24 protein-coding genes are annotated in these 26,994 nt (G+C 71.4%); 12 read left to right on the top strand and 12 right to left on the bottom strand.

Annotated elements, in window-relative coordinates; all coding sequences use genetic code 11:
* Positions 1-213 precede the first annotated feature (213 nt).
* The 8 genes from ACYCO6_RS20485 to ACYCO6_RS20450 are packed head-to-tail and all read right to left on the bottom strand — an operon-like array spanning position 214 to position 11,472.
* Entirely contained in the window at positions 214-2,097 is a 1,884-nt protein-coding gene (locus tag ACYCO6_RS20485; RefSeq protein WP_459762737.1) for a response regulator, read from the bottom strand.
* Entirely contained in the window at positions 2,094-3,812 is a 1,719-nt protein-coding gene (locus ACYCO6_RS20480; RefSeq protein ID WP_459773631.1) for a response regulator, read from the bottom strand. Before ACYCO6_RS20480 ends, ACYCO6_RS20485 begins: the two co-directional genes overlap by 4 nt.
* A 2-nt stretch (positions 3,813-3,814) precedes the next feature.
* Positions 3,815-4,882, bottom strand: a complete 1,068-nt coding sequence (gene cheB, locus ACYCO6_RS20475; RefSeq protein WP_459762735.1) for a chemotaxis-specific protein-glutamate methyltransferase CheB — start codon at positions 4,880-4,882, stop codon at positions 3,815-3,817.
* Positions 4,879-7,104 (bottom strand): hybrid sensor histidine kinase/response regulator, encoded by a 2,226-nt coding sequence (locus ACYCO6_RS20470; RefSeq protein WP_459762733.1) that lies wholly within the window; start codon positions 7,102-7,104, stop codon positions 4,879-4,881. Before ACYCO6_RS20470 ends, cheB begins: the two co-directional genes overlap by 4 nt.
* A 13-nt stretch (positions 7,105-7,117) precedes the next feature.
* Complete coding sequence (locus ACYCO6_RS20465) at positions 7,118-8,791, bottom strand: methyl-accepting chemotaxis protein (RefSeq protein ID WP_459762731.1); 1,674 nt, start codon at positions 8,789-8,791, stop codon at positions 7,118-7,120.
* Between the two features lie 41 nt (positions 8,792-8,832).
* Positions 8,833-9,414: a chemotaxis protein CheW gene (locus ACYCO6_RS20460; RefSeq protein ID WP_459762729.1), complete on the bottom strand. Its 582-nt coding sequence runs from the start codon at positions 9,412-9,414 to the stop codon at positions 8,833-8,835.
* Positions 9,414-10,970 (bottom strand): CheR family methyltransferase, encoded by a 1,557-nt coding sequence (locus ACYCO6_RS20455; RefSeq protein ID WP_459762727.1) that lies wholly within the window; start codon positions 10,968-10,970, stop codon positions 9,414-9,416. The genes ACYCO6_RS20460 and ACYCO6_RS20455 overlap by 1 nt, the downstream gene beginning before the upstream one ends.
* 7 nt (positions 10,971-10,977) lie before the next feature.
* Entirely contained in the window at positions 10,978-11,472 is a 495-nt protein-coding gene (locus ACYCO6_RS20450; protein ID WP_459773629.1) for a chemotaxis protein CheW, read from the bottom strand.
* 208 nt (positions 11,473-11,680) lie between these two features.
* Between ACYCO6_RS20450 and ACYCO6_RS20445 the strand changes: the two genes are divergently transcribed.
* The 7 genes from ACYCO6_RS20445 to ACYCO6_RS20415 all read left to right on the top strand — a co-directional run bounded on the left by ACYCO6_RS20445 (position 11,681) and on the right by ACYCO6_RS20415 (position 18,800).
* Entirely contained in the window at positions 11,681-11,926 is a 246-nt protein-coding gene (locus ACYCO6_RS20445) for a hypothetical protein (protein ID WP_459762725.1), read from the top strand.
* 279 nt (positions 11,927-12,205) lie between these two features.
* Positions 12,206-13,027, top strand: a complete 822-nt coding sequence (locus tag ACYCO6_RS20440) for a DeoR/GlpR family DNA-binding transcription regulator (RefSeq protein WP_459762723.1) — start codon at positions 12,206-12,208, stop codon at positions 13,025-13,027.
* A gap of 84 nt (positions 13,028-13,111) precedes the next feature.
* Positions 13,112-14,644, top strand: a complete 1,533-nt coding sequence (gene glpD, locus ACYCO6_RS20435) for a glycerol-3-phosphate dehydrogenase (protein ID WP_459762721.1) — start codon at positions 13,112-13,114, stop codon at positions 14,642-14,644.
* 55 nt (positions 14,645-14,699) lie between these two features.
* The gene (glpK, locus tag ACYCO6_RS20430) at positions 14,700-16,205 is read left to right on the top strand and encodes a glycerol kinase GlpK (protein WP_459762719.1); all 1,506 of its coding nucleotides are present in this window, start codon (positions 14,700-14,702) and stop codon (positions 16,203-16,205) included.
* A 280-nt stretch (positions 16,206-16,485) separates the two neighbouring features.
* On the top strand, positions 16,486-17,217 hold the full coding sequence (locus ACYCO6_RS20425; RefSeq protein ID WP_459762717.1) for an MIP/aquaporin family protein: 732 nt from the start codon (positions 16,486-16,488) through the stop codon (positions 17,215-17,217).
* Positions 17,218-17,342: 125 nt separating this feature from the next.
* Positions 17,343-18,326, top strand: a complete 984-nt coding sequence (gene lipA / locus ACYCO6_RS20420; RefSeq protein ID WP_459762715.1) for a lipoyl synthase — start codon at positions 17,343-17,345, stop codon at positions 18,324-18,326.
* A 15-nt stretch (positions 18,327-18,341) separates the two neighbouring features.
* A complete protein-coding gene (locus ACYCO6_RS20415) occupies positions 18,342-18,800 on the top strand; it encodes a type II toxin-antitoxin system RatA family toxin (protein ID WP_459762713.1) in 459 nt (152 codons plus the stop codon).
* A 45-nt stretch (positions 18,801-18,845) separates the two neighbouring features.
* On the opposite strand, the gene ACYCO6_RS20410 is transcribed toward ACYCO6_RS20415, so the two are convergent.
* Together ACYCO6_RS20410 and ACYCO6_RS20405 are read right to left on the bottom strand one after the other, a co-directional pair.
* Entirely contained in the window at positions 18,846-20,063 is a 1,218-nt protein-coding gene (locus ACYCO6_RS20410; protein ID WP_459762711.1) for an FAD-dependent oxidoreductase, read from the bottom strand.
* A 28-nt stretch (positions 20,064-20,091) separates the two neighbouring features.
* Positions 20,092-20,589, bottom strand: coding sequence for a CinA family protein (locus tag ACYCO6_RS20405; protein ID WP_459762709.1), 498 nt, complete (start codon positions 20,587-20,589; stop codon positions 20,092-20,094).
* A gap of 103 nt (positions 20,590-20,692) precedes the next feature.
* On the opposite strand from ACYCO6_RS20405, the gene ACYCO6_RS20400 reads away from it, so the two are divergent.
* A complete protein-coding gene (locus tag ACYCO6_RS20400; protein WP_459762707.1) occupies positions 20,693-21,091 on the top strand; it encodes an MAPEG family protein in 399 nt (132 codons plus the stop codon).
* Positions 21,092-21,095: 4 nt separating this feature from the next.
* On the opposite strand, the gene ACYCO6_RS20395 is transcribed toward ACYCO6_RS20400, so the two are convergent.
* The gene (locus tag ACYCO6_RS20395; protein ID WP_459762705.1) at positions 21,096-22,427 is read right to left on the bottom strand and encodes a bifunctional 2-C-methyl-D-erythritol 4-phosphate cytidylyltransferase/2-C-methyl-D-erythritol 2,4-cyclodiphosphate synthase; all 1,332 of its coding nucleotides are present in this window, start codon (positions 22,425-22,427) and stop codon (positions 21,096-21,098) included.
* Between the two features lie 170 nt (positions 22,428-22,597).
* Between ACYCO6_RS20395 and dusB the strand changes: the two genes are divergently transcribed.
* The 3 genes from dusB to ntrC are packed head-to-tail and all read left to right on the top strand — an operon-like array spanning position 22,598 to position 26,276.
* A complete protein-coding gene (gene dusB / locus ACYCO6_RS20390; RefSeq protein WP_459762703.1) occupies positions 22,598-23,623 on the top strand; it encodes a tRNA dihydrouridine synthase DusB in 1,026 nt (341 codons plus the stop codon).
* Complete coding sequence (locus ACYCO6_RS20385; RefSeq protein WP_459762701.1) at positions 23,620-24,762, top strand: two-component system sensor histidine kinase NtrB; 1,143 nt, start codon at positions 23,620-23,622, stop codon at positions 24,760-24,762. The genes dusB and ACYCO6_RS20385 overlap by 4 nt, the downstream gene beginning before the upstream one ends.
* Before the next feature lie 47 nt (positions 24,763-24,809).
* On the top strand, positions 24,810-26,276 hold the full coding sequence (gene ntrC / locus ACYCO6_RS20380; RefSeq protein WP_459762699.1) for a nitrogen regulation protein NR(I): 1,467 nt from the start codon (positions 24,810-24,812) through the stop codon (positions 26,274-26,276).
* Between the two features lie 184 nt (positions 26,277-26,460).
* On the opposite strand, the gene ACYCO6_RS20375 is transcribed toward ntrC, so the two are convergent.
* Positions 26,461-26,730, bottom strand: coding sequence for a hypothetical protein (locus tag ACYCO6_RS20375; RefSeq protein ID WP_459762697.1), 270 nt, complete (start codon positions 26,728-26,730; stop codon positions 26,461-26,463).
* 88 nt (positions 26,731-26,818) lie between these two features.
* Between ACYCO6_RS20375 and ACYCO6_RS20370 the strand changes: the two genes are divergently transcribed.
* Positions 26,819-26,992: a ribosome modulation factor gene (locus ACYCO6_RS20370; protein ID WP_459762695.1), complete on the top strand. Its 174-nt coding sequence runs from the start codon at positions 26,819-26,821 to the stop codon at positions 26,990-26,992.
* Positions 26,993-26,994: the final 2 nt, after the last annotated feature.

The following is a 26,994-nucleotide window of genomic DNA, read 5'->3' as shown; positions in this document are numbered from 1 at the left end:
GGCCGGGAACTCGGCCGCGCCGCGATCCAAAAACCCCTATCCCTGCTGGAACTCGTCCGGTGGACCGTCCTGGTCCAGGTCGTTGTCACGCCGGGCGCGCGGGAAGATGCCGTGATTGCTCATGGTCCACCTCCTCTTCCTGTCCGGGAGCGCCTGGGCTCCCGCGGGGACAATGAGGGGGCAGCCGGGCCGGTTCCCCGCGTTCGTGCCGGCTCAGCGCGGCTGCCCGGTGTCTCCCAGAAGCGCGGAGACCCGGTCAGCCAGGTCCGCGGACCGGAACGGCTTGGACAGCACCGGCAGGTCCTCGGGGATCTGCATCGCCTCGGCGTGTCCCGTAAGGATCAGCACGGGGAGGCCCGGGTTCCGCTCGCGGATCGCGGCAGCGAGTTCGATGCCGCTCATGCCGGGCATCGCGAGGTCAGCCACGACGATATCGTAGCGGTCGCGTTCCAGATGGCGGAGCGCGGCCTCGCCGTCACCCGCCTCGGTGGTGCTGTGCCCGAAACCGGTGAGGAACGAGGCCGTGACGTGCCGCACCTGCGGATCGTCGTCGACGATGAGGATTCGTGCCCGCCGGGCGGTCACCGGGGCGGTGCCGGGCACCTGTGCGGCCTGCTCCGGAGCCTCGGCCACGAAGGGCAGCGCGAGCTCGACGCGCGTGCCCCGGCCGACCTCGCTGTCGATCACCAAGCGACCCTTCGATTGCTGCGCGAGCCCGAACACCATGGCGAGCCCGAGCCCGGTGCCCTGGCCGACCGCCTTGGTGGTGAAGAACGGCTCGCAGACCCGGCGCAGGATCTCTTCGGGGATGCCGGTGCCCTCGTCGGTAACGCTGATGCCGAGGTAGGTGCCGTCGGCGATCTCGGGATCGCCGGTGATGGTAAGCCGACGGGTGGCCACCGTGATGGTGCCGCCCTCCGGCATGGCGTCCCGGGCGTTGATGCAGAGATTGAGCACGGCGAGTTCGAGCTGATCGGGATCGACCTGGACCGCGGGCAGGCCGTCGGCCAGCTCGGTCCGTACGGTGACGAGGCCGCCGAGGCTGCGCCCGAACAGGTCGCTCATCCCGGTGATCAGGGCATTCACGTCGATCGCCCGGGCTTGGAGATCGTGAGCCCGGCTGAAGCTGAGGAGGCGCTTCGTCAGGGAGGCGCCGCGCTCGGCCGCCCCGCGGGCGTTCTCGATCAGGCGCTGCACCCGTGGCTGGTCGGCAACCTTCGGGCCGGCGAGTTCGAGGCTGCCGAGGATCGCGGTCAGGAGATTGTTGAAATCATGCGCGATGCCGCCGGCCAGCGTCCCGAGCGCCTGCATCTTGTCGGACTGGCGCAGCCGCGCCTCCAGCGTCCGCTGCTCGGTCACGTCCCGCTCGATCACCGCAAGATGGCTCACCGCGCCGCTGGCATCGCGGATCGGGACGCGCGTCACCTGACTCCAGTGCTCGGCACCGGTCGGGCCGTCGCTGATCAGGGCCTCGGCCACGGTTCCGGAACGGATCGCGGCCTCGTCCGCCGCGGTGACCGCGTTGGCCTTCGGGCCGAGGAGTTCATCCTCACGTCGTCCGAGGCAGGCGGGGATGTCGTTGCCGAGGAGCGCCGCTTTCCGGGCATTGAGCCGGACGAAACGTCCTTCCGCGTCCTTGAAGCTGATCGCGTCCTGGGCATGGTCGAGCAGCCCCCGCAGCAGCGCCCGCTCGGTGGCGAGATCCCGGCCGAGGCGGTGGCGTTCGAAGGCCTGCCGCACCGTGGAGCGCAGCAGGCTCGCATCCCAGGGCTTCGTCACGTAACCGACGATGCCGCCACGGTTGAGGGCCGCGATCACCGCCGTGATGTCGGCATACCCGGTGAGCAGGATCGCCTGTGCATCGTGGAAGGTGCGGGCCTCGGCCAGCAGCGCGTCGCCGGTGAGCCCGGGCATGCGCTGGTCGGAGAGCACCACGGCAATGTCGGGCTCGGCGCGCAGGATCTCGAGCGCCTCGGCGGGGCGCGAGGTCGTCAAGACCCGGTAGGAATCCTCGAAGAGATCCTCCAGGGCGATCAGGATATCCGGCTCGTCATCGACGGCCAGGATCGTCCCAATACCTGCCGCACCTGCACTCATGCGCTGGCCGCCTGCCGCGGGATACCAATCACGAAGCAGGCTCCCCCTCCCGGCGCCGTCTCTACCGTAAGGGCGCCGCTATGCGCCTGAACGACGCTGTAGGCAATCGCAAGACCCAAGCCGGTGCCGGATCCCACCGGCTTCGTGGTGAAGAACGGCTCGAAGATCTTCTCGCGCAGCCCATCCGGGATGCCCGGACCCGTATCGCTGATCCGGATCTCGTCGAGATCGGGAGTCGACTGGGTCACGATTCGGATTGTTCCTCCCTCCGGCATGGCATCCGCGGCATTGCCGAGGATGTTCATCACTACCTGGTTGAGCAGGGCCGGGGTGCAGTGGATCTCCGGGCGACCCGAGAAGGTACGCTCCACCGCGATCCGGTCGCCGAGCTTGTGCTGGATCAGCGCCAGCACGGTCTCGATCGCCTCGGGCACGTTGACGAGCGCCCGCTCGCCCTCGTCGAGCCGCGAGAATTTCCTGAGGTTCAGCACCAGCTCCTGGATGCGGGTCAGCCCCATCCGCATCGAGCCGACCCGTTGGCGCGCCTTCTCGATGGCCCGGGCGGCAACCTCCGGGGCGGCATCCGGCAGCTCCCCGAGCAGGCGCTCGACGGTGCCCTGGTGAGCCAGGATGAAGGCGAGGGGATTGTTGATCTCGTGCGCGATGCCGGCGACGAGCTCGCCGAGGGAGGCCATCTTGGCGGCCTGGACCAACTTGGCCTGCGCCTCCGTGAGCTGTCGGTTGGCGTCGGCAAGATCGCGGTTGGCACGCTCAAGCGCGTCGGCGAGCCGGGCTCGGGCCTCGGCCGCCTCCGCCTCGGCCCGGGCGCGCTCAACAGCTCGCTCCCGCTCGCCGAACTGGCCGGCGATGCGCCGGTCGTCCTCCTCCAGCAGGCGGCGGCGCACGAAACCGCGCACCCGAAGCGCCAGGACCTCTGCATCGGACTTCGAGACCACGTCGTCCGCACCGGCCGCGAAGGCTTCGACTAGAAAGTCCTTGGCCGGGTCGCTGCCGGCAATGCCGACGAGGTGGAAGCCCGCACCGGCCGCCTGCCCGGACCGTCGCTGGCTGATCACCCGGCACAGGGCGAGCCCGTCGTAGGCGTGGCCCAGGAGATCGACCGTCACGCAGTCGAAGGCCTCGTCGCCGGCGGCGGCATCGAGGGCGGCGAGCGCCGTCTCCGGCCCGTCAGCCGTCGCGACATGGTGCCCCTCCTGGCCCAGCAGGCCGGCCAGGAAGGTCCGGTAGGTGGCGCTGCCGTCGATCACCAGGATCCGTCCCCGCCGGAAAGCGGCCGCGCCCGGGCCCTCGGCATCGCCCGTCGCGCGGCGCTCGCGCAGGAGGGCGCGGATGCGCAGGATCATCAGATCGCGGTCGGCGGATTTCGGCAGGTAGGCGTCGGCGCCGCTCTCAAGCCCCTGCCGCTCGCCGCCGCTGCCGCCGGTGAGCATCAGGACGGGCAGCGCCCGAGTGCGCAGGGACAGGCGCATCTGCCGGATCAGCTCGTCGCCGTTCATGCCCGGCAGGTGGTAATCCGCCACCACGAGGTCGGGCTGGCTGCGGTTGAGATGGTCGAGGGCGGTCTCCGCCGAGGCGCAGCGCTCCACCGCGAAGCCGTGGGCCTCCAGCAGGAGACGCAGTTCCAGGGCCTGCGTCTCCGAATCCTCTACCAGCAGGATCCGGGCAGGCCCCTCGGGCGCGCCGGCCTCCGCCACCGTCACGGCCGCGGCCCCGATTCGATGAGCCGCAGAACGTGGTCGGCGATGCGGTCGAGGGGCAGGACGGAACGGGCGGCGCCGAGCCGGACGGCCGCCGCCGGCATGCCGTAGACCACCGCGGTGCTCTCGTGCTCGGCGACGGTCTGGGCGCCGGCCCGGTGCATGTCGGCGAGGCCGGCCGCCCCGTCCTCGCCCATGCCGGTGAGGAGCACGCCGATGCCGGAAGCCCCGCTTTGCCGGGCCATGGAGCGGAACAACACCGTGGCGGCCGGACGCTGGCCCGAGACCGGCGCGGAATCGACCACCCGGAGAACCCGGCCCGACCCGACCTCCAAGTGGCGGTCGCCCGGCGCCACGTAGACGCGTCCGGGCTCGGCCCGTTCCCCATCCCGGGCAATCGCGACCGGAAGGGCAACGACGCTGTCGAGCCAGCTCGCGAAACCATCCATGAAGGTCGCCCCCATGTGCTGGACCACCAGCACCGGCAGCGAAAAGTCCTTCGGCAGCGCACCGATCACCCGGGCGAGCGCCGGGGGGCCGCCCGTGGAGGCCCCGATCCCCAGGAGACTCGGCGCCTGTCCGGGGCGTTCGGCCGGGGCGGGGGCGGCGACCGGGGCGGTGCGGCCCGCCCACTCGGTGCCGATCGGGCGGCGGCGGATCACCGGCACCTGGGCCATGATCCGCAGCTGCGTGCAGATCTCGCCGGCGACGGCCTCGTAGCCGGCATGGGTCGTCGCCACCGGCTTCTCGACCACCGAGAGGGCGCCGGCCCTGAGCGCATTCATGGAGATGCGCAGGGAGGAATCCTCCACCGAATCGGCCACCACGACGATCGGGGTCGGGTGCTCGGCCATGATCCGCCGCGTCGTCTCCAGCCCGTCGATGCCGGGCAGGCGGATATCCATCGAGATCACGTCCGGCCGCACGGCCTGGAGCTTGGCCAGGGCCTCCTCGCCGGAGGCGACGGCAGCCACGAGTTCGAGCCGGGGATCACGCGAGACGATGTGGCGCAACAGCTCGCGCACCACGAGGCTGTCCTCAACGAGCATGACGCGGACCGGAGTCATAGGAGCTGCCCGATCGTGTCGAGCAGCTGGCGCTGATCGAACTTCTGCTTGGTCAGGTAGGCGTCGGCGCCGAGGTCGAGGCCCCGCGCCACGTCGGCGGCGTCCCCGCGGGAGGTCATCAGGATCGCCGGAAGCCGGGCGAATCGCTCGTCGGCCCGCAGCGCCTGGAGCAGCCCGAACCCGTCGAGCCGCGGCATCTCCACGTCGGCGAGGACGAGGTCCACGGGCTCGATCTCGGCGCGCAGCCGGTCGAGAGCGTCCTGGCCGTCGACGCAGACGACCACGCGGTAGCCGGCGGCTTCCAAGATTCCCTTCTCCAAGGTCCGGGTGGTGATCGAATCGTCGACGACGAGGATCGTCGCACGCGCGGATGCGCGCGGCGCTGTGTGAGTCGTCGAACGTGGAGCCTGCGCCATCGTTCCGGCCGATGCGACAACCGCGCGGGCGGCGAGCCCCTCGGGATCGAGAACGAGCACCGGCACGTCGCCCGGCAGCACCGCCGTGCCGGCGATCAGGCCGGGATCGGCCCCGAAGGCGGGCGCGGGCAGGACGAGGAGCGAGCGGACGTCGTGCAGGCGGTCGACGGCGACCACCACGCGGCCACCGGCCCGCAGGACGACGGCGATCACCGTGTCGGGATCGGCCGGATCCGGGACCTCACCGAGGAGGCCGGCAAGGTCGCTCACCGGATGGCTCGTCGCCGCGTCCCCCGCGCCGAGCCGCAGGATCGAGCGCCCCATCGCCATCGGCAGCTCGGCGCGCTTCAGGCGCAGCAGGCGCTCCACGGCGCCGCCCGGCAGGGCGTAGATGCGGCCGGCCGCCTCGACCAGGAGCAGGCTGCGCCGGGCCGCCGAGAGCGGCAGGCTGAAGATCAGGGCGGTGCCGGCCGGCTCGCGCGGTTCGAGGCGGACGCTGCCCAGGAGCTGGCGCGCCGCGTCCGCCGCCACCGAGAGGCCGTAGCCGCGCCCCGACAGGGTATCGACCGCCTCCGCGGTGGAGAAGCCGGGCTCGAAGACGAGGCGCAGCAGGGTTTCCGGATCGGTCGGGGTTCCCGGGGCGAGGAGGCCGTGCCTCCGCGCCGCGGACTCGATCCGGGCGAGATCCGGACCGGGCCCGTCGTCGAACACCGTGACCTGGAGGCGGGACCCGCGCACGGCGACCTCAAGCCCGAGCCCCAGTGCCTCGGGCTTGCCGGCGGCGCGGCGAACCTCCGGCGTCTGCCAGCCATGGCTCAGCGCGTTGCGCAGGGCGTGGAGAAGCGGATCCTTCAGCACCTGGAGCGTGCCACGCTCCACCGGCAGATCGAGGCCGCGCAGGTCGAGATCCACCTCCCGGCCCTGCTCGCGCGCGGTCTCCCGGAGCGAGCGGGCGAGGGGGGCGAGAATCGTCTCCGCCGGCACCAGGGCGAGGCGCTCGGCCGCGGCGCGGACGCGGGACGCGGCCCCTTCGATGGCGTTGGAGGCGGCCGCCTGACGCCGGGACAGGTCCGCGGCCTCCCGGGCGAAGGCGCCGACGCGGGCCGCGAAGGCGCGCCATTCCGGCCGCTCCGCCTCGGCCCCGGCGGCGAGCGCCTCCGCGCCGGCGCGCAGATCCCGGGCGAGCCGGGCCAGCCGCGCGAGGCTTTCCGCGGCCGGGGCCCGGCCGGCCAGGGTGCTGGTCAGGTCGTGGCTCGCCCGGGCCATCGCCTCCACGGCCTCGCCCGGCACCCGCAGGAAGGCGGCGCCCGGATCAGCGGGCTCGGGCGCGGCCTTCGGGGCGGGCGGGAGTACGGCCGGCTCCGGAGCCGGCCCGGCTGGCGGCGGAGGCGGCTCGGACGGCTCGACCGCCGGCGCGGTGGCTTCCGGCGCTTCGCCGGGCCGCCCGAGGAGCCGGCCGAGGGCCGTCAGGGCATCGGCCGGCATGTCGGGGCCGGCCCCGTCCTTGAGGCCGGCGACGTAGGATTCGATCCGGTCGAGGGCGAGATGGACCGCGTTGGCCGCCTCCCGGTCCAGGGCGGAGGCGCCAGTGCGCACACCTTCGAACAGCGTCTCCAGCCGGTGGGCGACCGCCTCGACGGCCGGCAAGTCGACGGCGCGCGCCGCTCCCTTCAGGCTATGGGCACGGCGGAACACGTCGTTCCAGTCCGGGGTGGCGCTGCCGAGCGCCCCGCGGATCGCCGCGACGTGTTCCCGATGCTCGACATCGAAGGCGGCGAGCAGGAGCTGGCGGATGTCCTCGGCCAAGGCGCTTCCGGCCTCAGTGCCGGTAGCGCTCGGCGAGCGCCATCAGCGCCTGGGCCAGCTCCGTAAGGTTGGCCGAGGCGGTCTCGACCTGCCGGGTTCCGGCCGCGGTCTGCTGGCTCGCCTGACGGATGTTCTGGAGCGCGCCCATCACCTGCTCGATGCCGAGCTGCTGCTGGTTCGTGGAGGCGACGATCTGCTGGAACGTCTGGACGTTCTCCTCCACCCGGGCGGTGATCTCCTCGATGGTCCGCTGCGTGGTGTCGGAGCGGGTCTTGCCGGCCGCCGCCCGCTTGACCGCCTCCTCGGTGAGCATGACCGAGGTGTTGATGCCGCGCTGGATCTCGCCGAGGATCCCGCGCACCTGCCCGGTGGCCGCCTTGGCCTGATCGGCCAGCAGCTTCATCTCCGAGGCAACGACGGAGAAGCTGCGCCCGCTCTCTCCGGCGGCGGCGGCCTCGATGGCGGCGTTGAGCGCTAGGAGGTGCGTGCGCTCCGAGATGTCGTTGACGGTCTCGATGATGTCGCCGATCGTCTGCGTCTTCTCTGACAGGCTGACGATGTTGCCGGCCACGGCCTCGGCCTGCTCGCGGATCGCGTCCATGGCCTTTGCGGTGTCCGACACGGCGCGCAGGCCCTGCCGGGAGGTCTGGGCGGTGGCCTGGGCGGTGGCGATCACCTCGGTGGCGCGCTTGCTGATCTGCGCGCCCGAATGGGTGATCTCGTCGACCGTCGCGGCGGTCTCCTGGACGGCGGCGAATTGCTGCTCCACCGAGGCCGCCTGCTCCTGCGCCGAGGCGCGGATCTCGGCCGCGGCGGCGTTGAGGTCGGCGGTGGCGGCCCGGTTGGTGCGCGCGAGATCGGAAAGACCGGCCACCATCGCGTTGAGCGTGGTGGCGAGGCGGCCGATCTCATCGCGTCCGCGGGCATCCAGCTGACCTGACAGGTCGCCCTCGCCGACCCGGGCGACGAAGGCCATCACCGTCTCCAGCGGTCGCACCACCGCGCGGCTGATCAGCCATGTGACGATGATCGCGAGCAGGACCGCGGCGGCCAGCGTCAGGTAGATCGAGAGACGCGAGCGGTCATACACCTCCTGGGCGGCGCGTTGGCCCATCGCCATGCCGCCGTCGAGCAGCGTCCTGAGATTTTTGATCCCGTCGAGGAAGGGCGTCTGCTGGCGGGTGATCTCGTCGTTGCGGGCCTCGACGGCGGCGACGTCCTGCTTGGCGATGGCGGCGAACTGCGCCTCACCCAGGCTCTTGACCTCGCGGAAGGCGCGCTGGACGTCGCCGGCGGCCGCGGCGATCCGATCCCAGGCGGCCACACGTTCGGCGGAGGCCGAATAGGCCCGATACTCGGTGGCGAGCTGGACCGTGGTGGCGAGGCGGTTCTCCACCTGGGTCGCGGTCTGGCGCCATGCCGCCACGGTGTCGTCCGTGCGCGTCGACCGGCCCTGACTCTGCATCAGCATCGCGATCACGGCATTGCGGCGCAGGAGTCCGAGATCACGGGCCTCGTTCCCGAGATCGTCGAGCTGGCGCAGGACCGTCATGTCCCGCCGGACGATCGCATCGGTGGTGTCGCGCACCGCCCCGATCTGCTCCAGCGCGTAGAGGCCGAGCGCCACGATCACCACCGTGACGGCGAAGAAGCCAAGGAGGATGCGTCTTCCGATCGAGAGCGTCACGGTCGGGGCTGGCTCCGGTTTGGGGCGAGAGGGCGGGCCGGTCAGGGCAGCGCGCGGCGCAGGAGGCGGGGAAGATCGATCACGACGAAGTCCGGGCCGCCGTCGCCGGCGGAAGCGGGGGCATAACCCGAAGCGGCCTCGTTGCCCAATCCGTGAGGATCCGCAGCGCCCGGCAGCATCGCGACAGTGGATCCGGCCGTGCGGGTGATGCCCAGCACCCGGTCGACCGCGAGGGCGACGGGGTGCGGCTGGGCGCCGCGCAGCACGACCAGATGGCCCGCCGCTGCCTCGGTATCGGGGGCAGGCTCCGGCCGGCCGAGCGCCCGGGCGAGGCTGAGCACGCCCACGATCTGGCCCGAGAGGGCGATGAGCCCGAGAAGTGCCGGCACCGCGCCGGGCATCGGTGTGCAGGGACGCATCGGCAAGACCTGCGCGACGGCGGACAGCGGCACACCGTAGCGCTCGCCGCCGCAGGCGCAGACGAGATGGTCCAGGCCCGCGTCGGATTCCACCGCGGCGCCGCCGCGCCGGGCCAGGGCGGCCGTGCGCGCGGCCCGCAGCTCCCGCGCCGTCCGGGGCCGCGCCCGCTCGCGGCTCTCCTGTGCGGTCGGGCCTGCCCCCATCAGGAACTCCTGCTGCCGGTTCCGCGGTCTCGACCGAGCGCGGCGCGGGCGGCGGCCGCGCCGGCGGCGATCTCGCCGGCGGTCGCACCGTCGCCTTCGGGCACCGCTGTATCCGCTCCCAGGGCTTGGCTCAGGGCGATCGCATTGTCGAGGGCGCGGGCCGCCTCGTCGGAACGGCCGAGCGCGATCAACAGCAGCCCGAGGTGGTAATGGGCCATCACGAAGCCCCGGTCTAGGTAGAGCGCCGCCCGCAGCGCACGCTCGGCCTCGATATCGCGGCCGAGGGTGCGGGCCAGCAGGCCCTCGTAGAAGCGCAGGGCCGGGTCGGCGGGATCCCGATCGAGGGCGGCGCGCAGCGCCCGCCAGGCCGCGCCGGTCTCCCCGGCATCCGCCAGCGCACGGATCCGGTCGAGGCCCTCGGGCTCGCCGTCTTCGCCCATGCGGGCATCGTCGGTCTTCGCCATCTCACCGGCCGCATCCGCGGTCGTCCCGGCGGCGCGGAAAGCCGTCTCATCGGCGGGCGCACGGAGCAGCACGTCGGCGATCCGCGCGACGGACAGATCGTCGATCTCCTCCGGTGCGTCCTGGCCGGAATACGGCTGCGCGCCCGGCACCGGCACATCGTCGGCGAATGCCGGGACCGGCCATACCGGGACCGTCGGCAGCGCATCCGCGAGGGGGCGGTAGGCCACGGTCCCGGGTAGACTCACGGATTCGAGGAAGCCCGAGAAGGCGGGGCTCGGCTCCGCGTGGCCGAGCAGGAGCCAGCCATCCGTCCGCAGCCTGCGGCTGAGGCCGCGCACCACCGCCGAGACCGTCCGGGCATCGAAGTAGATCAGCACGTTGCGGCACAGGATCAGGTCGAAATCCTCGCCCTGCGGCGGTCCCGGCTCGACGAGCGTCAGGAGGTTGCGCCGCTCGAACCGCACCAGCCCGCGGAACTCGGGCCGCAGAGCGTAGCCGCCCTCGCGCCTGATGCCGGGCGCGGGCGGCAGGCGCGTGAAGTAGCGCAGCCTCTCCTCCGGCGGCATCGTGCGCAGCGCCCAACGGCCGTACTCGGCGGCACGCGCGGTGGCCAGCGCCTCGGTGCTGATGTCCGTGCCGAGGATCACGACCCGCCAGTCCTGCAGGGCCTCTCCGAGGAGTTCCCGGACGAGGATGGCCAGGGAATAGGGCTCGGCCCCCGTCGAGCAGCCGGCGCTCCAGATCCGCAGGGAGCGCTCGCCCGCCCGGGCGGCGATCAGCGCCGGCAGGATTGTCTCGCGCAGGGCCTGGAACTGCTCGGCGTAGCGGAAGAAGAAGGTCTCGCCGACGGTGATCTCGGCCTCGAGCTGCGCCCATTCCGCCTCGCCCTGCGCTCCGTCGGCCAGGAGGGCGGCATAGGCCGTGCAGTCGGGTGCGGCGGTGGCACGGAAGCGTCGCCGCAGGCGCTCGATCAGGAGGTCGTCCTTGTCGGCATAGTAGTGGTGGCCCGTGCGCGCGATGATCCGCGCCTTCAGCGCCGGGTAGGCGGGATCGGCGCCCGGATCGGGGCGGGAACTACCCGGACGGGACATCGCGGACTCAGACGGACTGTGGCAGCGCGTCGAGACGCTCGGCCGCGGCCTGCGCCAGGGCCTCGACGCGCACCCGTTCCTGCGCCGTCAGGAGCCGCTCCGGCGCCAGCGCGTGGACGAGGCGGTCACCGAGGACCAGCTCGGCCGCGACGCAGCCGTTGAGCGTCCCGCCCTCCTCGGCCGGCCGGATAGCGGAATCCGGCACGGTCACGAGGTCGGCGACCCGGTCGACGAGGTAGGCGAGGGACTCGCCGCGGGTGAGGACGAGATGCGCGTAGAGGCCGGGGTTGCACGCGGCCGGACGCAGGCCGAGCAGCGGCGCCAAGTCGATCACCGGGACCGGCGTCCCGCCGAGATTGAGGAAGCCAGCCAGCCAGCCTCCGGTCGCCGGCGGGGTATGAAGATCCGGCAGCGGCAGGACCTCGGCGACGGCGGCGCGAGGCAGGGCGCAGAATGTCCCGGCCACATCGAGGAGGAGATAGGCCGATCCGCTGCTGGCCACCGCCACCCATTCCCCCTGATCTGCGATCGCGGCCTGGCCGGGACCGGTCGCGAAATAGGCCGAAGCCGCGCTCCCGGCAATCGCCCGGGCCAGGCGGCGCACGCCTGCGGAACCAAGTCTCGGTTCAGCCGCTTATTTTCCGACGCAGCGGCCTCGCTCCCACCAGGGGCGGGGCCTCGCCTGCGCCGGTCTACGCCAGGGATTGACGATGAGGAAACTTCTGTTGGCCGCCGCGTCGCTGACGCTCCTCGCGGGCTCCGCCTACGCCCAGGGTAACTCGCCCTACAACTCCGCTGGCTCGCAGGCCGGTGGACCGCGCGGCGGCATGGAGCGTGCCGCAGAGGGCACCGCTATTGAGCAGGGCACGGCCCCGGCGACCCGCCCGGCGGTGCGCAAGCGCGTGAAGCACAAGCGGTCGATGAAGCATCACCGCCGGATGCGCCACCAGATGTGATCATCCTCGGGCCTGGCCGCAGAAGCGGCAGCGCCCCGGACAGCCCGGCCTGTCGCACCCGCGGCAGGCCTTTTTCATGCCTGCCGCGCAACCCGCGGGGTGGACGCGGCCGGAAGCATAGTTCCGGTTTCTCAGCAGTTGCCGGACAGGAGCGCGCGGTCCAAGCTCGCACGAAAGCCACACCAACCGAAAGATGTTCGCAAACGAACATCCGGCCACCGAAGGTGGCGCAGCAGAGCCCGGCGAAGACGGGGCCAAGGGAAGCGCGAGGGAATATCGATGTCGCGACCGCTCGACCGGAGATCCGAGGACAGGATCGAGGCGACCGGGGTCGAAGGCCGGCGCAGCGCCATCGTGGCCGCGGTCCGCCAGCGGGGCTTCGTCACCATCGAGGCCCTGGCGGCGCAGTTCGGCGTCACCGTCCAGACAATCCGGCGCGACCTCAACGAGCTGAGCGCCGAGGGACGCCTGGAGCGCTACCGCGGCGGTGGCGGGCTGCCCTCCAGCATCGAGAACATCGATTACGCCGACCGCCGAGTGACCCTGCTACCGGAGAAAACCCGCATCGGTCGGCTCGCCGCCAGCCGGATCCCCTCGCACTGCTCGGTCTTCATCAACATCGGTACGACGCCCGAGGCCGTCGCCCGGGAGCTGACCCGGCACGACGACCTGAGCATCATCACCAACAACCTCAATGTCGCGATCTCCCTGGCGGAAGCCACGGAATTCCGAATCGTCGTGGCGGGGGGCACGGTGCGCAACCGCGACGGCGCCGTGCTCGGCCAGCTCACCTGCGACACGCTCAGCCAGTTCCGCGTCGATGTGGCGGTGATCGGCATCAGCGGCATCGACGCCGACGGGGCGCTCCTCGACTACGACTACGAGGAGGTGCGGGCAACGCAGACCATCCTGGCGAATGCCCGCAAGACCTTCCTGGTCGCTGACCACACAAAGTTCACCCGCCGTCCGATGGTGCAGGTCGGGCGGCTGGACCAGATCGACACCTTCTTCACCGACCGGACGCCCCCGGTCGAGATCGTCGCGCTGATGGATCGGCAGGGCGTGACCCTGGCGGTCGCCGACAGCGCGGGCGAACCGTAACGAACATTCCTTTTTTCGCTTGCGAAAGTAAGCCGCCGGTTCAATATAGTGCCAGCCCGCCAGGAGGGCGGGCATGGAGGAATCATGGCGGCAGCAACGCGCCAGCGCGAGCCGTCCGACGCCTACGATCTCCTGATCATCGGCGGCGGCATCAACGGGACCGGCATCGCCCGCGACGCGTCCGGCCGCGGCCTGTCGGTCATCCTGGCCGAGCGCGGAGATCTGGCGGGCTTCACCTCCTCGTCCTCGACGAAGCTGATCCATGGCGGCCTGCGCTATCTCGAATATTACGAGTTCCGTCTGGTCCGGGAGGCGCTGGCCGAGCGCGAGCGGCTGCTGCGCCTCGCCCCACACGTGATCTGGCCCCTGCGCTTCGTCCTGCCCCACGACGAGGGCCTGCGCCCGGCCTGGATGCTGCGCCTCGGCCTGTTTCTCTACGACCACCTCGCGCGGCTGCGGACCCTGCCGGGCTCGCACGCGATCGATCTGCGCAGCTCCGATTACGGTGCGCCACTGCAGAAGCGGCTGACCCGCGGCTTCGTCTATTCGGACTGCTGGGTGGAGGACAGCCGCCTCGTGGTGCTCAACGCCATGGATGCGCGGGAGCGCGGCGCCACGGTGCTGACCCGGACCGGCGTGGTCTCGGCCCGGCGCGAGGGCGAGGGGTGGGTTGCGACCCTGCGGGACGAGCGCGGCGGCGCCGAGCGCACGATCCGCGCTCAGGCGATCGTCAACGCCGCCGGCCCCTGGGTCAGCGCGACGCTCGGGGGCACGCTCGGCATCAACAGCCGCGCGGCGGTGCGCCTGATCAAGGGCAGCCACATCGTGGTCAAGCGGCTGTTCGCGGGCGATCAGGCCTACATCCTGCAGCAGCCCGACAAGCGCATCGTCTTCGCGATCCCCTACGAGCGCGACTTCACGCTGATCGGCACCACGGACGTCCCCTACGAGGGCGAGCCCGGACCGGTCTCGATCTCCCAGGGAGAGACCGACTATCTCTGCGGCTGCATCAACCGCTCCTTCGACGCGCGCATCACCCCGGCCGATGTGGTCTGGAGCTATTCGGGCGTGCGCCCGCTCTACGACGACGCGGCCGAGAACGCCTCGGCGGTGACCCGCGACTACGTCCTCGACGTGGAGGACCAGGGCGGCCAGGCCGCCGTGATCTCGGTCTTCGGCGGCAAGATCACGACCTACCGGCGGCTCGCCGAGCACGCGCTGGAGAAGCTCAAGCCGTATTTCCCGAGCCTCAAGAAGGCCTGGACCGGCGACGCGGTTCTGCCTGGCGGCGCCATGAAGGATGCGGATTTCGACCAGTTCCTGGCCAAGCTGATGGCCGAGAAGCCGTTTCTGCCTGACGAGACCGCGCGGCGACTCGCCCGCGCCTACGGGACCCGGGCGCGGGACATCGTCGGGACCGCGCAATCCATGGCCGATCTCGGCGAGGTCTTCGACGGCGGGCTCACGGCGGCCGAGGTCGATTACCTGCGCACCGAGGAATGGGCGGTGACCGCGGAGGACGTTCTCTGGCGGCGCTCGAAGCTCGGCCTGCGCACAAGTGCGGACAGCGCGGCGCGCCTGACCGCCTACCTCGACCGCAAGGCCGAGGCGGCATGATCTTTTCGGCCTCGATCCGGCGGCAGACCGGTCGGGCATCTCAGGGGAGGAAACGATGAGCCGTTACGTCGGAGCCATCGACCAGGGCACCACGAGCAGCCGCTTCATCGTGTTCGACCGCGAGGGCAGCGTAATCGCGCTGGCCCAGGCCGAGCATGCGCAGATCTACCCGGCACCCGGCCATGTCGAGCACGACGCCAGCGAGATCTGGAGCAAGACGCAAGCGGTGATGCGCGAGGCGCTGGAGAAGGGCGGCCTCCAGCCCTCCGACCTCGCAGCCGTGGGCATCACCAACCAGCGCGAGACCACGCTGATCTGGGACAGGAAGACCGGCAAGCCGCTGCACAACGCCCTGGTCTGGCAGGATACCCGCAACGACCGGCTGGTGGCCGAGTTCGCCCGTGACGGCGGCCGCGACCGGTTCCGCGACCTCACCGGCCTGCCGCTGGCGAGCTATTTCTCGGGCCTCAAGCTGCGCTGGCTTCTCGACCACGTCGAGGGCGCGCGTGAGAAGGCCGAGGCGGGCGATGTGCTGTTCGGCAACATCGACACCTGGCTCGTCTGGAATCTCACCGGCGGCACCGCGGGCGGCCTGCACGTGACCGACGTGACCAATGCCAGCCGCACGCAGCTCATGTCGCTCAAGACCCTGGAATGGGACGACGGGATGTTGAAGACCTTCGGCATCCCCCGGGCGATGCTGCCGAAGATCGTCTCGTCGAGCGAGGTCTATGGGGAGACCAAGGCCCCGTTCGCGGGCGTGCCGATCGCCGGCATCCTGGGTGACCAGCAGGCAGCCCTGTTCGGCCAGACCTGCTTCGTCCCAGGAGAGGCCAAGAACACCTACGGCACCGGCTGCTTCGCGCTGATGAACACGGGAGAACAGCCAGTCCCGTCGAAGGCCGGCCTCGTCACCACGCTCGCCTACCGCCTCGATGGCGAGAAGCCCGCCTACGCGCTCGAAGGCTCGATCGCCATCACGGGCGCCCTGGTGCAGTGGCTGCGCGACAACCTGCACATGATCAAGGATTCCGCGGAGGTCGAGACGCTCGCCACCACCGTGGAGGACAATGGCGGCGTCTACTTCGTGCCGGCCTTCTCGGGCCTCTACGCCCCGCACTGGAACGAGGGCGCCCGCGGCCTGATCATCGGGCTCACCCGCTACGTGAACCGCGGCCACATCGCCCGCTCGGTGCTGGAGGCGACCGCCTTCCAGACCCGCGAGGTGCTGCAGGCGATGGCCAAGGATTCCGGCATCCCGGTGAGGGAGCTGCGCGCCGACGGCGGCATGGTCGCCAACAACACGCTGATGCAGTTCCAGTCCGACCTGCTCGACGTGCCGGTGGTGCGGCCCAAGGTCGCCGAGACGACCGCGCTCGGCGCCGCCTACGCGGCCGGCCTCGCGGTTGGCTACTGGAAGGGGCTCGACGACCTCAAGCGCAACTGGGGCGTCGACAAGCGCTGGACGCCGAAGATGGATGCCGGCCAGCGCGAGAAGATCGCCGCCGCCTGGGGCCGGGCGGTGCAGCGCTCCTTCGACTGGAAGACCGACGAGGATTGACCGGATCACCTCCTGGCTGCGCGGGCCAGGAGGGCCTTTCGAACCGCGTATGCCCACCCGCGACCTCATCCTGACGTGCCCGCGTCGACGGACCTCGAAGGAGGCCTCCAGGGATCGTGCGTCTTCTGGAGACTCCTTCCAGGCCTCCGCCGCGCTCCGGCACCTCAGGATGGGGACGAAGGCTGGAGATCCGCAAATATCGGTGGCCATCTTCCGCGACCACACGATCGTACAAGCTGTATAATTCTGACAATAAACAGCAAACGGGGGAGACAAGACTATGACATCACCATTCCTTGGGGAATTCCTGGGCACGATGACGTTGATCGTGCTTGGGGACGGCGTCGTCGCCGGCGCCTTGCTCAAGCATTCCAAGGGCGAGAATGCGGGCTGGATCGCCATCACGGCGGGCTGGGCCTTCGCGGTCCTCGCCGGCGTCTTCGTGGCCAACGCGGCGGGCAGCGCCGACGCGCATATCAACCCGGCCGTCACGGTGGCCGGCGCAGTCAGTTCCGGCGATTTCAGCAAGCTCGCCACCTATATCCCGGCCCAGATGCTCGGCGCCTTCGTGGGCGCCGCGCTCGTCTGGCTCCATTACCTGCCGCATTGGGGTGCGACGCGGGATCCCGGCCTCAAGCTCGCCTGCTTCTGCACCGGTCCGGCGATCCGGGACGCGAAGGCCAACTGGATCTCCGAGATCATCGCAACCTTCTTCCTGATCCTGACGATCTCCGCCCTCGTGACTAACACGCTCGGGGCCAGCGGGGCGTTTCCCCGCGGCGTCGCGCCCTACATGGTCGGCATGCTGGTCTGGGGCATCGGCCTGTCTCTGGGCGGGACCACCGGCTACGCCATCAACCCCGCCCGCGACCTCGGGCCGCGCATCGCCCACGCGGTCCTGCCGATCGCCGGCAAGGGCTCGTCCGACTGGGGCTACGCGCTGATTCCGGTGGCCGGCCCACTGGTCGGCGCGGTGCTGGCCGGGCTGTTCGTGCGCCTGCTCGGGATCTGACGGAAATCCCGTCCCCTCAACCGCCGCATGGCGTCCCGGCGTCGCGGCGGTTTGCGGCGGGCGGCCTTGCGCCTTAAGTCAGGGCGATCCCGACCGCGCCCACGGGCGCTTCCCCGCGGTGTGGCATGGCCGTCGTCCTCGACATCCTGAAGAACGATCCGCGGCCCGTGCGTCTGCGTCATCCGGAGAAGGCGCACCGGCCCGACCAGCCCGTCCAGGCCAAGAAGCCGGACTGGATCCGCGTGAAGGCGCCCGGCTCCAAGGCTTGGACCGAGACCCAGAAGATCGTGCGCGAGCACGGCCTCGTGACAGTCTGCGAGGAGGCGGGCTGCCCGAATATCGGCGAGTGCTGGGAGAAGCGGCACGCCACCTTCATGATCATGGGCGACACCTGCACGCGGGCCTGCGCCTTCTGCAACGTGCGCACCGGCCTCCCCGACGCCCTCGACGCCGACGAGCCTGAGAAGATCGCCGACTCAGTGGCCAAGCTCGGCCTGCACCACGTGGTGATCACCTCGGTGGACCGCGACGACCTGAAGGACGGCGGCGCCGAGCACTTCGCCCGCACCATCGCGGCGATCCGGCGGGCGAGCCCCGGCACCACGGTGGAGATCCTGACGCCCGACTTCCTGCGCAAGGACGGGGCGCTCGAAGTCGTGGTCGCGGCCAAACCCGACGTGTTCAACCACAACCTCGAGACGGTGCCGGCCAAGTACCTTACGGTGCGGCCCGGGGCCCGCTACTTCCACTCGGTACGCCTGCTCCAGCGGGTGAAGGAACTCGACCCGACGATCTTCACCAAGTCGGGCATCATGGTCGGGCTCGGCGAGGAGCGGAACGAGGTGCTCCAGCTCATGGACGACCTGCGCTCGGCCGATGTCGACTTCCTCACCATCGGCCAGTATTTGCAGCCCTCGAAGAAGCACCACGAGGTCGTGCGCTTCGTGCACCCCGACGAGTTCAAGACCTACGAGACCACCGCCTACGCCAAGGGCTTCCTGCTGGTCTCGGCCACGCCGCTGACGCGTTCGTCGCACCATGCGGGTGAGGATTTCGCGCGTTTGCAGGCGGCCCGCCTCGCGAAGCTGTCGCCCGCGCTCTCGGCCTGAGGAAATCCGAAGACCATGCCGTCCTTCCGGGTCACCCGCGCGGTGAAGCACTCGCCGCAGCAGATGTACGACCTCGTCGCCGACGTGGAACGTTATCCCGAATTCCTGCCGCTCTGCGAATCCCTGCGGGTGATCCGCCGCCAGGACATGCCGGATGGCGGCCAGGTGCTGATCGCCGAGATGGGGGTCGGCTACAAGGCGATCCGCGAGCGCTTCACCACGCGCGTCACCCTGGATCCCGCGAACCTCAAGATCGTGGCCGAGTATATCGACGGCCCGTTCCGGCATCTGGAGAACCGGTGGCTGTTCAAGGACGGCCCCGACGGCGGCTGCAACGTCGACTTCTTCATCACCTACGAGTTCAAGAGCCGCACCCTGGGGCTCCTCATGGGCACGATGTTCGACCGGGCCTTCCGCAAGTTCACCGAAGCCTTCGAGGGCCGGGCGAACAGGATGTACGGCGTGAGTGCGTAGGTCCCGCCTGTCCTCGCTGCGCGCGAGGACGGTGACGGACCCGGATCAGGCCTGCGCCGGCACGCGCACATGCTCGGGCCGCACGCCCATCCCGATCAGCCGGGCCGGCAGCCCCTGAAGCCGCGGCAGCGCGTCGAGCACCCGGAGCGCCAGCGGCGCCCGGAACGGCGCGTCGGCCGCCAGCGACGCAGCGATCACCCGCGACTGGATCACCCGCTGGAGCGCCTGCGTCGCCCGGACCGGGAACATCCGCCGGGCCTGGACCCGGGCGAGGTCGGCCTCGACGACGCGACCCGCTTGCAGCGGCCCGGCCAGGATATTGGCTGCCGCCACCGCATCCTGAATCGCGAGGTTGATCCCCACACCGCCCACCGGCGACATGGCATGCGCGGCGTCGCCGATGCAGAGCAGCCCGGGGCGGTGCCAGCGGTCGAGCCGGTCAACCGTGACGGTCAGGAGCTTGACGTCGTCCCAGTCGGCGATCCCGTCGGTGCGGTCGGCGAGGAACGGCGCGATGGCCCCCACCGCAGCCCGGAACGCCGGCAATCCCCTCGCCCGGAGCGCCGCGTCGCCGCCCTTCGGCACCACGTAGGCGCATTGCCACGCGTCGCCCCGGTCGAGGGTGATCAGGATCCGGCCCGGGCCGAAGCGCCCCGCCGCCGCCTCCGGGTCGCCCGCCCGGCGGGGCAGGCGGAACCACAGCACGTCGATCGGCGCCCCGTAGGCGCGGGGCGTGAAGCCCGCACACGCGCGCATCCGCGAGTGGCGACCATCCGCGCAGAGGACCAGATCGGACCGGATCTCCACCGGTCCGTCCGGCCCCTCAGCCCGCACGCCCGCGACTCGGCCCTCCACCTCGATCAGATCGCGCGCCTCGGTGCGGCGGATCAGCCGGAAGCCCGGGTAGCGCCCGGCCTCGCCGGCCAGGAAGTCCAGAAAGTCCCATTGCGGCATGAAGGACAGGAAGCGGTTCCGGGTCGGCAGCCGGCTGAAGTCGGCGACGCCGTAGCTGCGCCCCTCCACCACGCCGGAGAAGCGCGTGACACGGCGCTGGGGCAGGGCGCGGAAGCGCTCCGTGAAGCCCAGCTCGTCCATCAGGTCCAGGGTGGAGGGATGGATGGTGTCGCCGCGGAAATCGCGCAGGAAGTCGGCGTGTTTCTCCAGCACGGTGACGGCGATCCCGGCGCGGGCGAAGAGCAGCCCGGCCATCATCCCGGCGGGACCGCCGCCGACGACGCAGAGCCGGGTCGTCACCGTATCCATCCGCCGTCTCCCCCAAGCCGCGCCCGGATCAGGGCGCGGACGCTTCCTCCAGAAGGCCGAGGGCGTCGGCGACGGCGGCGCGGCGGATCTCCGCGCGCCCGAGGTCCCCATAGCGCCGCTCCAGGTGGCGCGCGCCGCCACCGCGGACGGCGAGCCCGAAATGCACCAGCCCGACCGGCTTCTCGGCGCTGCCGCCGCCCGGGCCGGCGATGCCGGTGATCGCGACCGCAACCGAGGCGCGCGACGACGCCAGAGCGCCGGCCGCCATCGCCCGGGCCACCGGCTCGCTGACGGCGCCGTGCCGGCGGATCAGGTCCATGGGCACGCCGATCGCCTCGGCCTTGGCCTCGTTCGAATAGGTCACGAAGCCGCGCTCCACGACGGCCGACGAGCCGGGCACCGTGGTGAGCAGGGCGGCCACGAGGCCGCCAGTGCAGGATTCGGCCGTGGCGATCGTCCGCCCGGCCGCCGTGTAGGCCGCGATCAGGGTCTCGGCGCGCGCGAGCAGCGCTGTGTCGTCGATCATCGCGAACAGGCTCCCAGCGGGCGGTCGCGCCCTATCTCATGTTGTGACGCAAGGCCGGTCGCGGCTCAAGGATCGGCAACCCCCGACAGGAGACACGGGACCCATGGCCTTTCCCGCGACCACGGCCGTCTATGCCGGGCTGCTCGCCCTCCTGTATCTGGGGCTCTCGGGATGGGTCATCGCGAGTCGGGTTTCCGAGAACGTTCTGTTCGGCGACGGCGGCGACGACGCGGTCCTGAAGCGGATCCGGTCGCACGCGAACTTCTCGGAATTCGTGCCGCTGGTGCTGATCCTCGTCGGCCTGCTCGAGGCGGGGGGCGCCGGCCACGGGCTGGTCCAGGGGCTCCTGCTCGCTCTGCTGGTCGGCCGGATCCTGCATCCGATCGGGATGTTTGCGCCCCCGAACTCGCCGCGGCAGTTCGCCTGCCGGGGCGGCGGCATCCTGCTGACGCTGGCGTCCCTCGGAATCGCCGCGATCGCGCTGCTGCTGCGGATGGCCTGACCGCTCAGCCCTGGCGCATCGCGGTCTCGGCCTGCGCGTCGAGGGCGGGGCCGTCCTCCTCCGGCAGCCGCACCGTCGCGGCAGCCTGGGCGGCCAGCCCCTCGGCGCGGCCCACGAAGCCGAGCTTCTCGGTGGTGGTGGCCTTGATCGAGACCGCGCTCAGCGGCACGCCCGCGATCGCGGCGATCCGCGCCCGGATCTCCTCGCGGTGCTTCCCGATGCGCGGCGCCTCGGCGAGCACGGTGATGTCGAGGTGGTCGATGCGGCCGCCCCGGGCTCGGACCAGCCCGCAGGCATCGGCCAGGAACTGATCGGAGGAAGCCCCGCGCCAGCGCTCGTCGGAGGGCGGGAAGTGCGTGCCGATATCGCCGTCCGCGATGGCGCCCAGCAGGGCGTCTGTGAGGGCGTGGAGCGCCACGTCGCCGTCGGAATGGGCGAGCACGCCCCGGTCGGCCGGGATCTTCACGCCGCCCAGCCAGACATGGTCGCCGGTGGTGAAGGCGTGCACGTCGAAGCCGGTGCCGAGGCGGGTGACGTAGGTGGTCATGGCGCGGGCTCCGGATAGGGACGTTGCGGCGGTGCCGGCCGCGAAGGCGCGGTCGGCCTCGATCAGGTCGGCGGGTTGGGTGATCTTACGGTTGGCGATGTCGCCCGCGAAGACCACCACCGGCAGGCCCGCCCATTCGGCGAGCGCGCCGTCGTCGGTGAAGGCATCGAGGCCCTGCGCGGCGGCGTCCCGGTGGGCGCCGAGCAGCGGGCCGAAGGCGAAGGCCTGAGGCGTCTGCACCGCGCGCAGATGCTCCCGGGGCGGAGTCTCGTGCACGCGGCCGATCCCCGGGGCGATGTCGACGACGCGCTTGACCGTGTCGGTCACCGGCACGCCGGGAACGGCCGCGCCGTGGTCGCGGCCGGCATCGATCGCCCGGGCGATCAGCGCCGCATCGACGAAGGGGCGGGCGGCGTCGTGCACCAGCACGATCTCGGGCGCTGCGTCGGCCGCCAGGGCCTCGAGCCCGGCGCGCACGGAGAGCTGGCGCGTCGTGCCCCCCTCTACGGGCTCCGCGATCTTCGTCCGGATCCCGGCATCGAGCTCGTCCAGGCAGGCGCGGAAGAACTCGGCCGCGTCGGCGGCGATCACCGGCTGGATCCGGTCGATCGCAGCCTGCGCGGCGAGGGCCGCCAGGGTGCGGGTCAGGACGGCCTGACCGCCGACCCGGCGGTACTGCTTGGGCGTGCCGCCGCCGATCCGGATGCCGCGGCCGGCGGCCACCACCACCGCGGCGACGCCGGTCCCCGCACTGGCGGGTCCGGTGGCTGGCGTGCCGGTGACGGACATGGGCGACGAACTCGTGGGATCAGGAGCCTGGACCGAGGGCCGGCGCGCGGCCCAGCCGTGCCGCCGATCCCCTGCCGGTGAGGATGCCCGTCGTTTAAGCGGGGGAGGACCCGAAATCAACGCGCGGCCCCGCTTGCCAGCGGATCGGCCTTGCCTCATTGTTGTGCAGAATGGCGACTGATCATTATTTGAGCGCGCTACGCCGCGAGCCTGCGATCGACGGAGGGGGAGATGCCGCTCCGCTCTGCCTGCTCGCGCCGCTGTCCGGCGTCACCGACCTGCACATGCGTCGGATCGCACGGCGCTGCGGCGCGGACGCGGTCGTTTCCGAGATGGTGGCGGCGCGGGAATTCACCCGGGGCTCCGGTGAGGCCGCTCTGCGGGCGGAGGGGTCCGGAGTCGATCTCCATGTGGTCCAGCTCGCGGGATGCGAGGCGGGGCCGATGGCGGACGCCGCCCGGCTGGCCGAGGCCGGAGGCGCCCACGTGATCGACGTGAACATGGGCTGCCCGGCCAAGATCGTGACGGGGATCGCCTCGGGCTCGGCGCTGATGCGCGACCTCGACCATGCCGAGCGCCTGCTCGCCGCCGTCCGCGGGGCGGTTCAGGTACCGGTGACCGTCAAGATGCGCCTCGGCTGGGACGACGCCACCCGCAACGCCGCCGATCTCGCCGCCCGCGCCGAGCGGCTGGGGCTCAACGCCGTGACGGTCCACGGGCGGACCCGGCAGCAATTCTACAAGGGCACGGCCGACTGGGGCGCGATCCGCGCCGTGGTCGAGGCCGTGTCGGTCCCGGTGATCGCCAACGGCGACGTGACCGACCTCGCCAGCGCCCGCGCCTGCCTGATGGCATCGGGCGCCGCGGGCGTCATGATCGGCCGGGCCGCGACGGGGCGCCCCTGGCTCGTCGGACAGGTCGCCGCGGCGCTCGCCGGCCGGGCTGCGGCCGAGCCGTCGCGGGCCGTGCAGGCCGCGATGGCCGCCGAGCACTACGCCGGCCTCCTGTCGCTCTACGGGCGCGACATGGGGGTACGCCACGCGCGCAAGCACCTCGCCGCCTATGCCGAGACCGGCGGGGCGCTGGATCCGGCGGAGCGGTCGGCGCTCCTCACCACCACGAACCCGGACACCGCGCTCGCCCTGCTGGCCCGGGCCTTCGCGGGGTCGGCCGACTCGGTCCGGGAGGCCGCGTGAGCGACGATCCCTTCCCGCAGGATCCCGGCAGCCGGCGCGACACGGCCGCCGAAGCCGTGCTCAACGCCCTGCCGCTGCCGGTCCTGACCATCGGCGGCGACGAGCGCATCCTCCACTGCAATCACGCCGCGGAGGCCTTCTTCGACTATTCCGCCCGGCTGATGCAGCGCCGCCGCCTGCGCGACATCATCCCGTTCGCCTCGCCGATCATCGCCCTGGTGGCCGAGGTGCGGCGTCGCCGCGCCAGCGTCAGCGAGTACCGGGTGGAGCTGACCCAGCCCCGGCTCGGGCTGGAGCGCAGCGTCGACGTGTTCGCGACGCCGCTCGGCGACGACGGCGACGCCGTGGTGATGATGCTCCAAGAGCGGACCATCGCCGACAAGATGAACCGCCAGCTCACCCATCGCGGCGCCGCCCGCTCCATGGTGGCGCTGGGCGCGATGCTCGCCCACGAGATCAAGAATCCGCTCGCCGGCATCCGCGGTGCCGCGCAGCTCCTGGAGAGCACCGGCGCCGAGGAGGACCGGATGCTCACCCGGCTGATCTGCGACGAGTCGGACCGGATCGTCCGCATCGTCGAGCGCATGGAGCTATTCGGCGACGAGCGCCCCTCGGATCGCGGCGCCGTCAACGTCCACGGGGTGCTCGACCAGGTGAAGCGCTCGGCACAGTCGGGCTTCGCCCGGCACATCCGTTTCATCGAGACTTACGACCCGTCGCTGCCGCCGGTGCTCGGCAACCGCGATCAGCTGATCCAGGTGATCCTGAACCTCGTGAAGAACGCCGCGGAGGCGATCGGCCCGGACGCGGTCGAGGGCGAGATCACCCTCTCCACCGCCTTCCGCACGGGCCTGCGCCTCCAGGTGCCGGGCTCGCGCGAGCGGGTCAGCCTGCCGATCGAGGTAGCGGTGCGCGACAACGGCCCGGGCATCTCGGCCGAGCTGCTGCCCGACCTGTTCGATCCGTTCGTCACCACCAAGGCGCAGGGTTCCGGCCTCGGTCTTGCATTGGTGGCCAAGATCGTCGGCGATCACGGCGGGATCGTCGAATGCGATCCCGCCCCGCGCCGCACGGCGTTCCGCATCCTTCTGCCGATGTCGAGTGCCCGGGATGGGCGCGAATCGGCGGTCGATCCGTGATGTCGATCCCCGAATCCGGCCCCCGTCGGAGGTCTGAGTAGAGAGTCATGCCGAACGGCCACATCATCGTCGCCGACGACGACGCCGCCATCCGCACCGTGCTGAACCAAGCGCTGTCACGGGCGGGCTACGAGGTCCGCTCGACGGGCAATTGCGCCACCCTCTGGCGCTGGGTCGCGCAGGGGGAAGGTGATCTCGTCATCACCGACGTGGTGATGCCCGACGAGAACGTCTTCGACCTGCTGCCGCGCATCAAGCGGGTCCGGCCCGAGCTGCCGATCATCGTCATGAGCGCGCAGAACACCTTCATGACGGCGATCCGCGCCTCGGAGCGGGGCGCCTACGAGTACCTGCCGAAGCCCTTCGATCTGAAGGAGTTGATCGCCATCGTGGGCCGGGCGCTCTCGCGCCCCCGTGGAGCGGCACCCTCCGGCGCGGCGCCTGAGAACGAGGACATCCCGCTGGTCGGGCGCTCGCCGGCCATGCAGGAGATCTACCGGGCGCTCGCCCGGCTGATGCCCACCGACCTCACCGTGATGATCACCGGCGAGTCCGGCACCGGCAAGGAGCTGGTCGCCCGGGCACTGCACGATTACGGCCGGCGCCGCACCGGCCCGTTCGTGCCGGTCAACATGGCGGCGATCCCGCGCGACCTGATCGAGTCCGAGCTGTTCGGCCACGAGAAGGGCGCCTTCACGGGGGCGCTCCAGCGCTCCGCCGGCCGGTTCGAGCAGGCCGAGGGCGGCACGCTGTTCCTCGACGAGATCGGCGACATGCCCATGGAGGCGCAGACCCGGCTGCTGCGCGTGCTCCAGCAGGGCGAGTACACCACGGTGGGTGGGCGGGTCCCGATCCGCACCAACGTCCGCATCATCGCGGCCACCAACAAGGACCTGCGGGTCTCGATCCAGCAGGGCATCTTCCGCGAGGACCTGTTCTTCCGCCTCAACGTGGTGCCGCTGCGGCTGCCGGCCCTACGTGAGCGCTCCGAGGACGTGCCGGACCTCGTCCGCCACTTCTTCGTGCTGGTCGAGCGCGAGGGCCTGACCCGGAAGACTCTCGACGGCGACGCCATGGAGCGGCTGAAGCGCTATCGCTGGCCCGGCAACGTCCGCGAGCTGGAGAACCTCGTCCGGCGGCTCGCCGCCCTCTACCCGCAGGAGACGATCACCGGCCCGGTGATCGAGGCCGAGCTCGACACGCTGCCGCTGGCGACGCCCGCGGCACCCGCCGCCAACGGCGCCGCCCGCAAGGCCGGCGGGGAGTCGGAGAGCCTGTCCAGCGCGGTGGAGCGCCACCTCTCGGATTACTTCTCCGGTTACCGGGACACGTTGCCGCCCCCCGGACTCTATCATCGGATCCTGCGGGAGATCGAAGGTCCGCTGATCGGCGCGGCGCTGGCCGCCACCCGCGGGAACCAGATCCGCGCGGCGGAGCTGCTCGGGGTCAATCGCAACACCCTACGCAAGAAGGTGCGCGACCTCGACCTGCAGGTGTTCCGCACCGCACGCTAGGCGGGGAAGGGGCTCCGGATCGGTCCAATCCGCCCCCTCATCCTAGAGGTGCCCGCGCCAGCGAGCCTCGAAGGAGGGCTTTGGGGGATCGTGGCGGCTTCCGGAGGGCTCCTTCGAGGCCTCCGCTGCGCTTCGGCACGTCAGGATGAGGTCGCGTGGGGGGTGCTCGGTCCCGAAGGAGCGCTCACCGCCCCGGCAGGATCGGATCGCCGCGCATCAGGGCGTGAAGCCGCTCGGTATCGAATCCGTTCGGGATGCTGGGTACGGCCGGCTTCGGCGCAGGGGCAGCCTTGACCGGAGCCGGGAGCGAGCCGGTGGCGGAGGGTTCGGCCTGGACGGCACGGACCACCGGCGGCGGCGCCAAATGCGCGAGCCGGTCGGCGCTGACGAGGGCGACGACCGCCGTGGAGGCCAGGACCAGCACGCCGCCGAGGAGAGAACGCAGGATTCGCACGCGACGACCCGGAACGCGACTTGAGACGGCAACAGATTTACGGCGCGGCCGTTAACGAAGCCCCACTCCAAGTCTTCGGGAGGCGATATTGACCAACGCCCAGGCTACAGCGAGCGACAGCCCGTTCATCCAGGGTCGCAACGCCCGGCTCTACGGCAAGCCCGTGAGCGAATGCCCCTATCCGGAGGGGTCCGAGGAGCGGGCCGCCTGGATGCAGGCCTACGACGAGGCCGTGAATTCCGACCCGCCCGAGAAGCCGTGATC

The sequence above is a fragment of the Methylobacterium sp. CM6257 genome (genome assembly GCF_054611515.1).
Note: the sequence above shows the minus strand (reverse complement) of the source record. Positions and strands in the feature narration are given on the sequence as shown.

What these genes read in the sequence shown, in the direction of transcription:
- ACYCO6_RS20485 (WP_459762737.1), bottom strand. Translation starts at nt 2,097, where the DNA reads ATGAGTGCAGGTGCGGCAGGTATTGGGACGATCCTGGCCGTCGATGAC.
- cheB (WP_459762735.1), bottom strand. Translation starts at nt 4,882, where the DNA reads ATGACTCCGGTCCGCGTCATGCTCGTTGAGGACAGCCTCGTGGTGCGC.
- ACYCO6_RS20460 (WP_459762729.1), bottom strand. Translation starts at nt 9,414, where the DNA reads ATGGGGGCAGGCCCGACCGCACAGGAGAGCCGCGAGCGGGCGCGGCCC.
- ACYCO6_RS20455 (WP_459762727.1), bottom strand. Translation starts at nt 10,970, where the DNA reads ATGTCCCGTCCGGGTAGTTCCCGCCCCGATCCGGGCGCCGATCCCGCC.
- ACYCO6_RS20445 (WP_459762725.1), top strand. Translation starts at nt 11,681, where the DNA reads ATGAGGAAACTTCTGTTGGCCGCCGCGTCGCTGACGCTCCTCGCGGGC.
- ACYCO6_RS20440 (WP_459762723.1), top strand. Translation starts at nt 12,206, where the DNA reads ATGTCGCGACCGCTCGACCGGAGATCCGAGGACAGGATCGAGGCGACC.
- glpD (WP_459762721.1), top strand. Translation starts at nt 13,112, where the DNA reads ATGGCGGCAGCAACGCGCCAGCGCGAGCCGTCCGACGCCTACGATCTC.
- glpK (WP_459762719.1), top strand. Translation starts at nt 14,700, where the DNA reads ATGAGCCGTTACGTCGGAGCCATCGACCAGGGCACCACGAGCAGCCGC.
- ACYCO6_RS20425 (WP_459762717.1), top strand. Translation starts at nt 16,486, where the DNA reads ATGACATCACCATTCCTTGGGGAATTCCTGGGCACGATGACGTTGATC.
- lipA (WP_459762715.1), top strand. Translation starts at nt 17,343, where the DNA reads ATGGCCGTCGTCCTCGACATCCTGAAGAACGATCCGCGGCCCGTGCGT.
- ACYCO6_RS20415 (WP_459762713.1), top strand. Translation starts at nt 18,342, where the DNA reads ATGCCGTCCTTCCGGGTCACCCGCGCGGTGAAGCACTCGCCGCAGCAG.
- ACYCO6_RS20410 (WP_459762711.1), bottom strand. Translation starts at nt 20,063, where the DNA reads ATGGATACGGTGACGACCCGGCTCTGCGTCGTCGGCGGCGGTCCCGCC.
- ACYCO6_RS20405 (WP_459762709.1), bottom strand. Translation starts at nt 20,589, where the DNA reads ATGATCGACGACACAGCGCTGCTCGCGCGCGCCGAGACCCTGATCGCG.
- ACYCO6_RS20400 (WP_459762707.1), top strand. Translation starts at nt 20,693, where the DNA reads ATGGCCTTTCCCGCGACCACGGCCGTCTATGCCGGGCTGCTCGCCCTC.
- ACYCO6_RS20395 (WP_459762705.1), bottom strand. Translation starts at nt 22,427, where the DNA reads ATGTCCGTCACCGGCACGCCAGCCACCGGACCCGCCAGTGCGGGGACC.
- dusB (WP_459762703.1), top strand. Translation starts at nt 22,598, where the DNA reads ATGGCGACTGATCATTATTTGAGCGCGCTACGCCGCGAGCCTGCGATC.
- ntrC (WP_459762699.1), top strand. Translation starts at nt 24,810, where the DNA reads ATGCCGAACGGCCACATCATCGTCGCCGACGACGACGCCGCCATCCGC.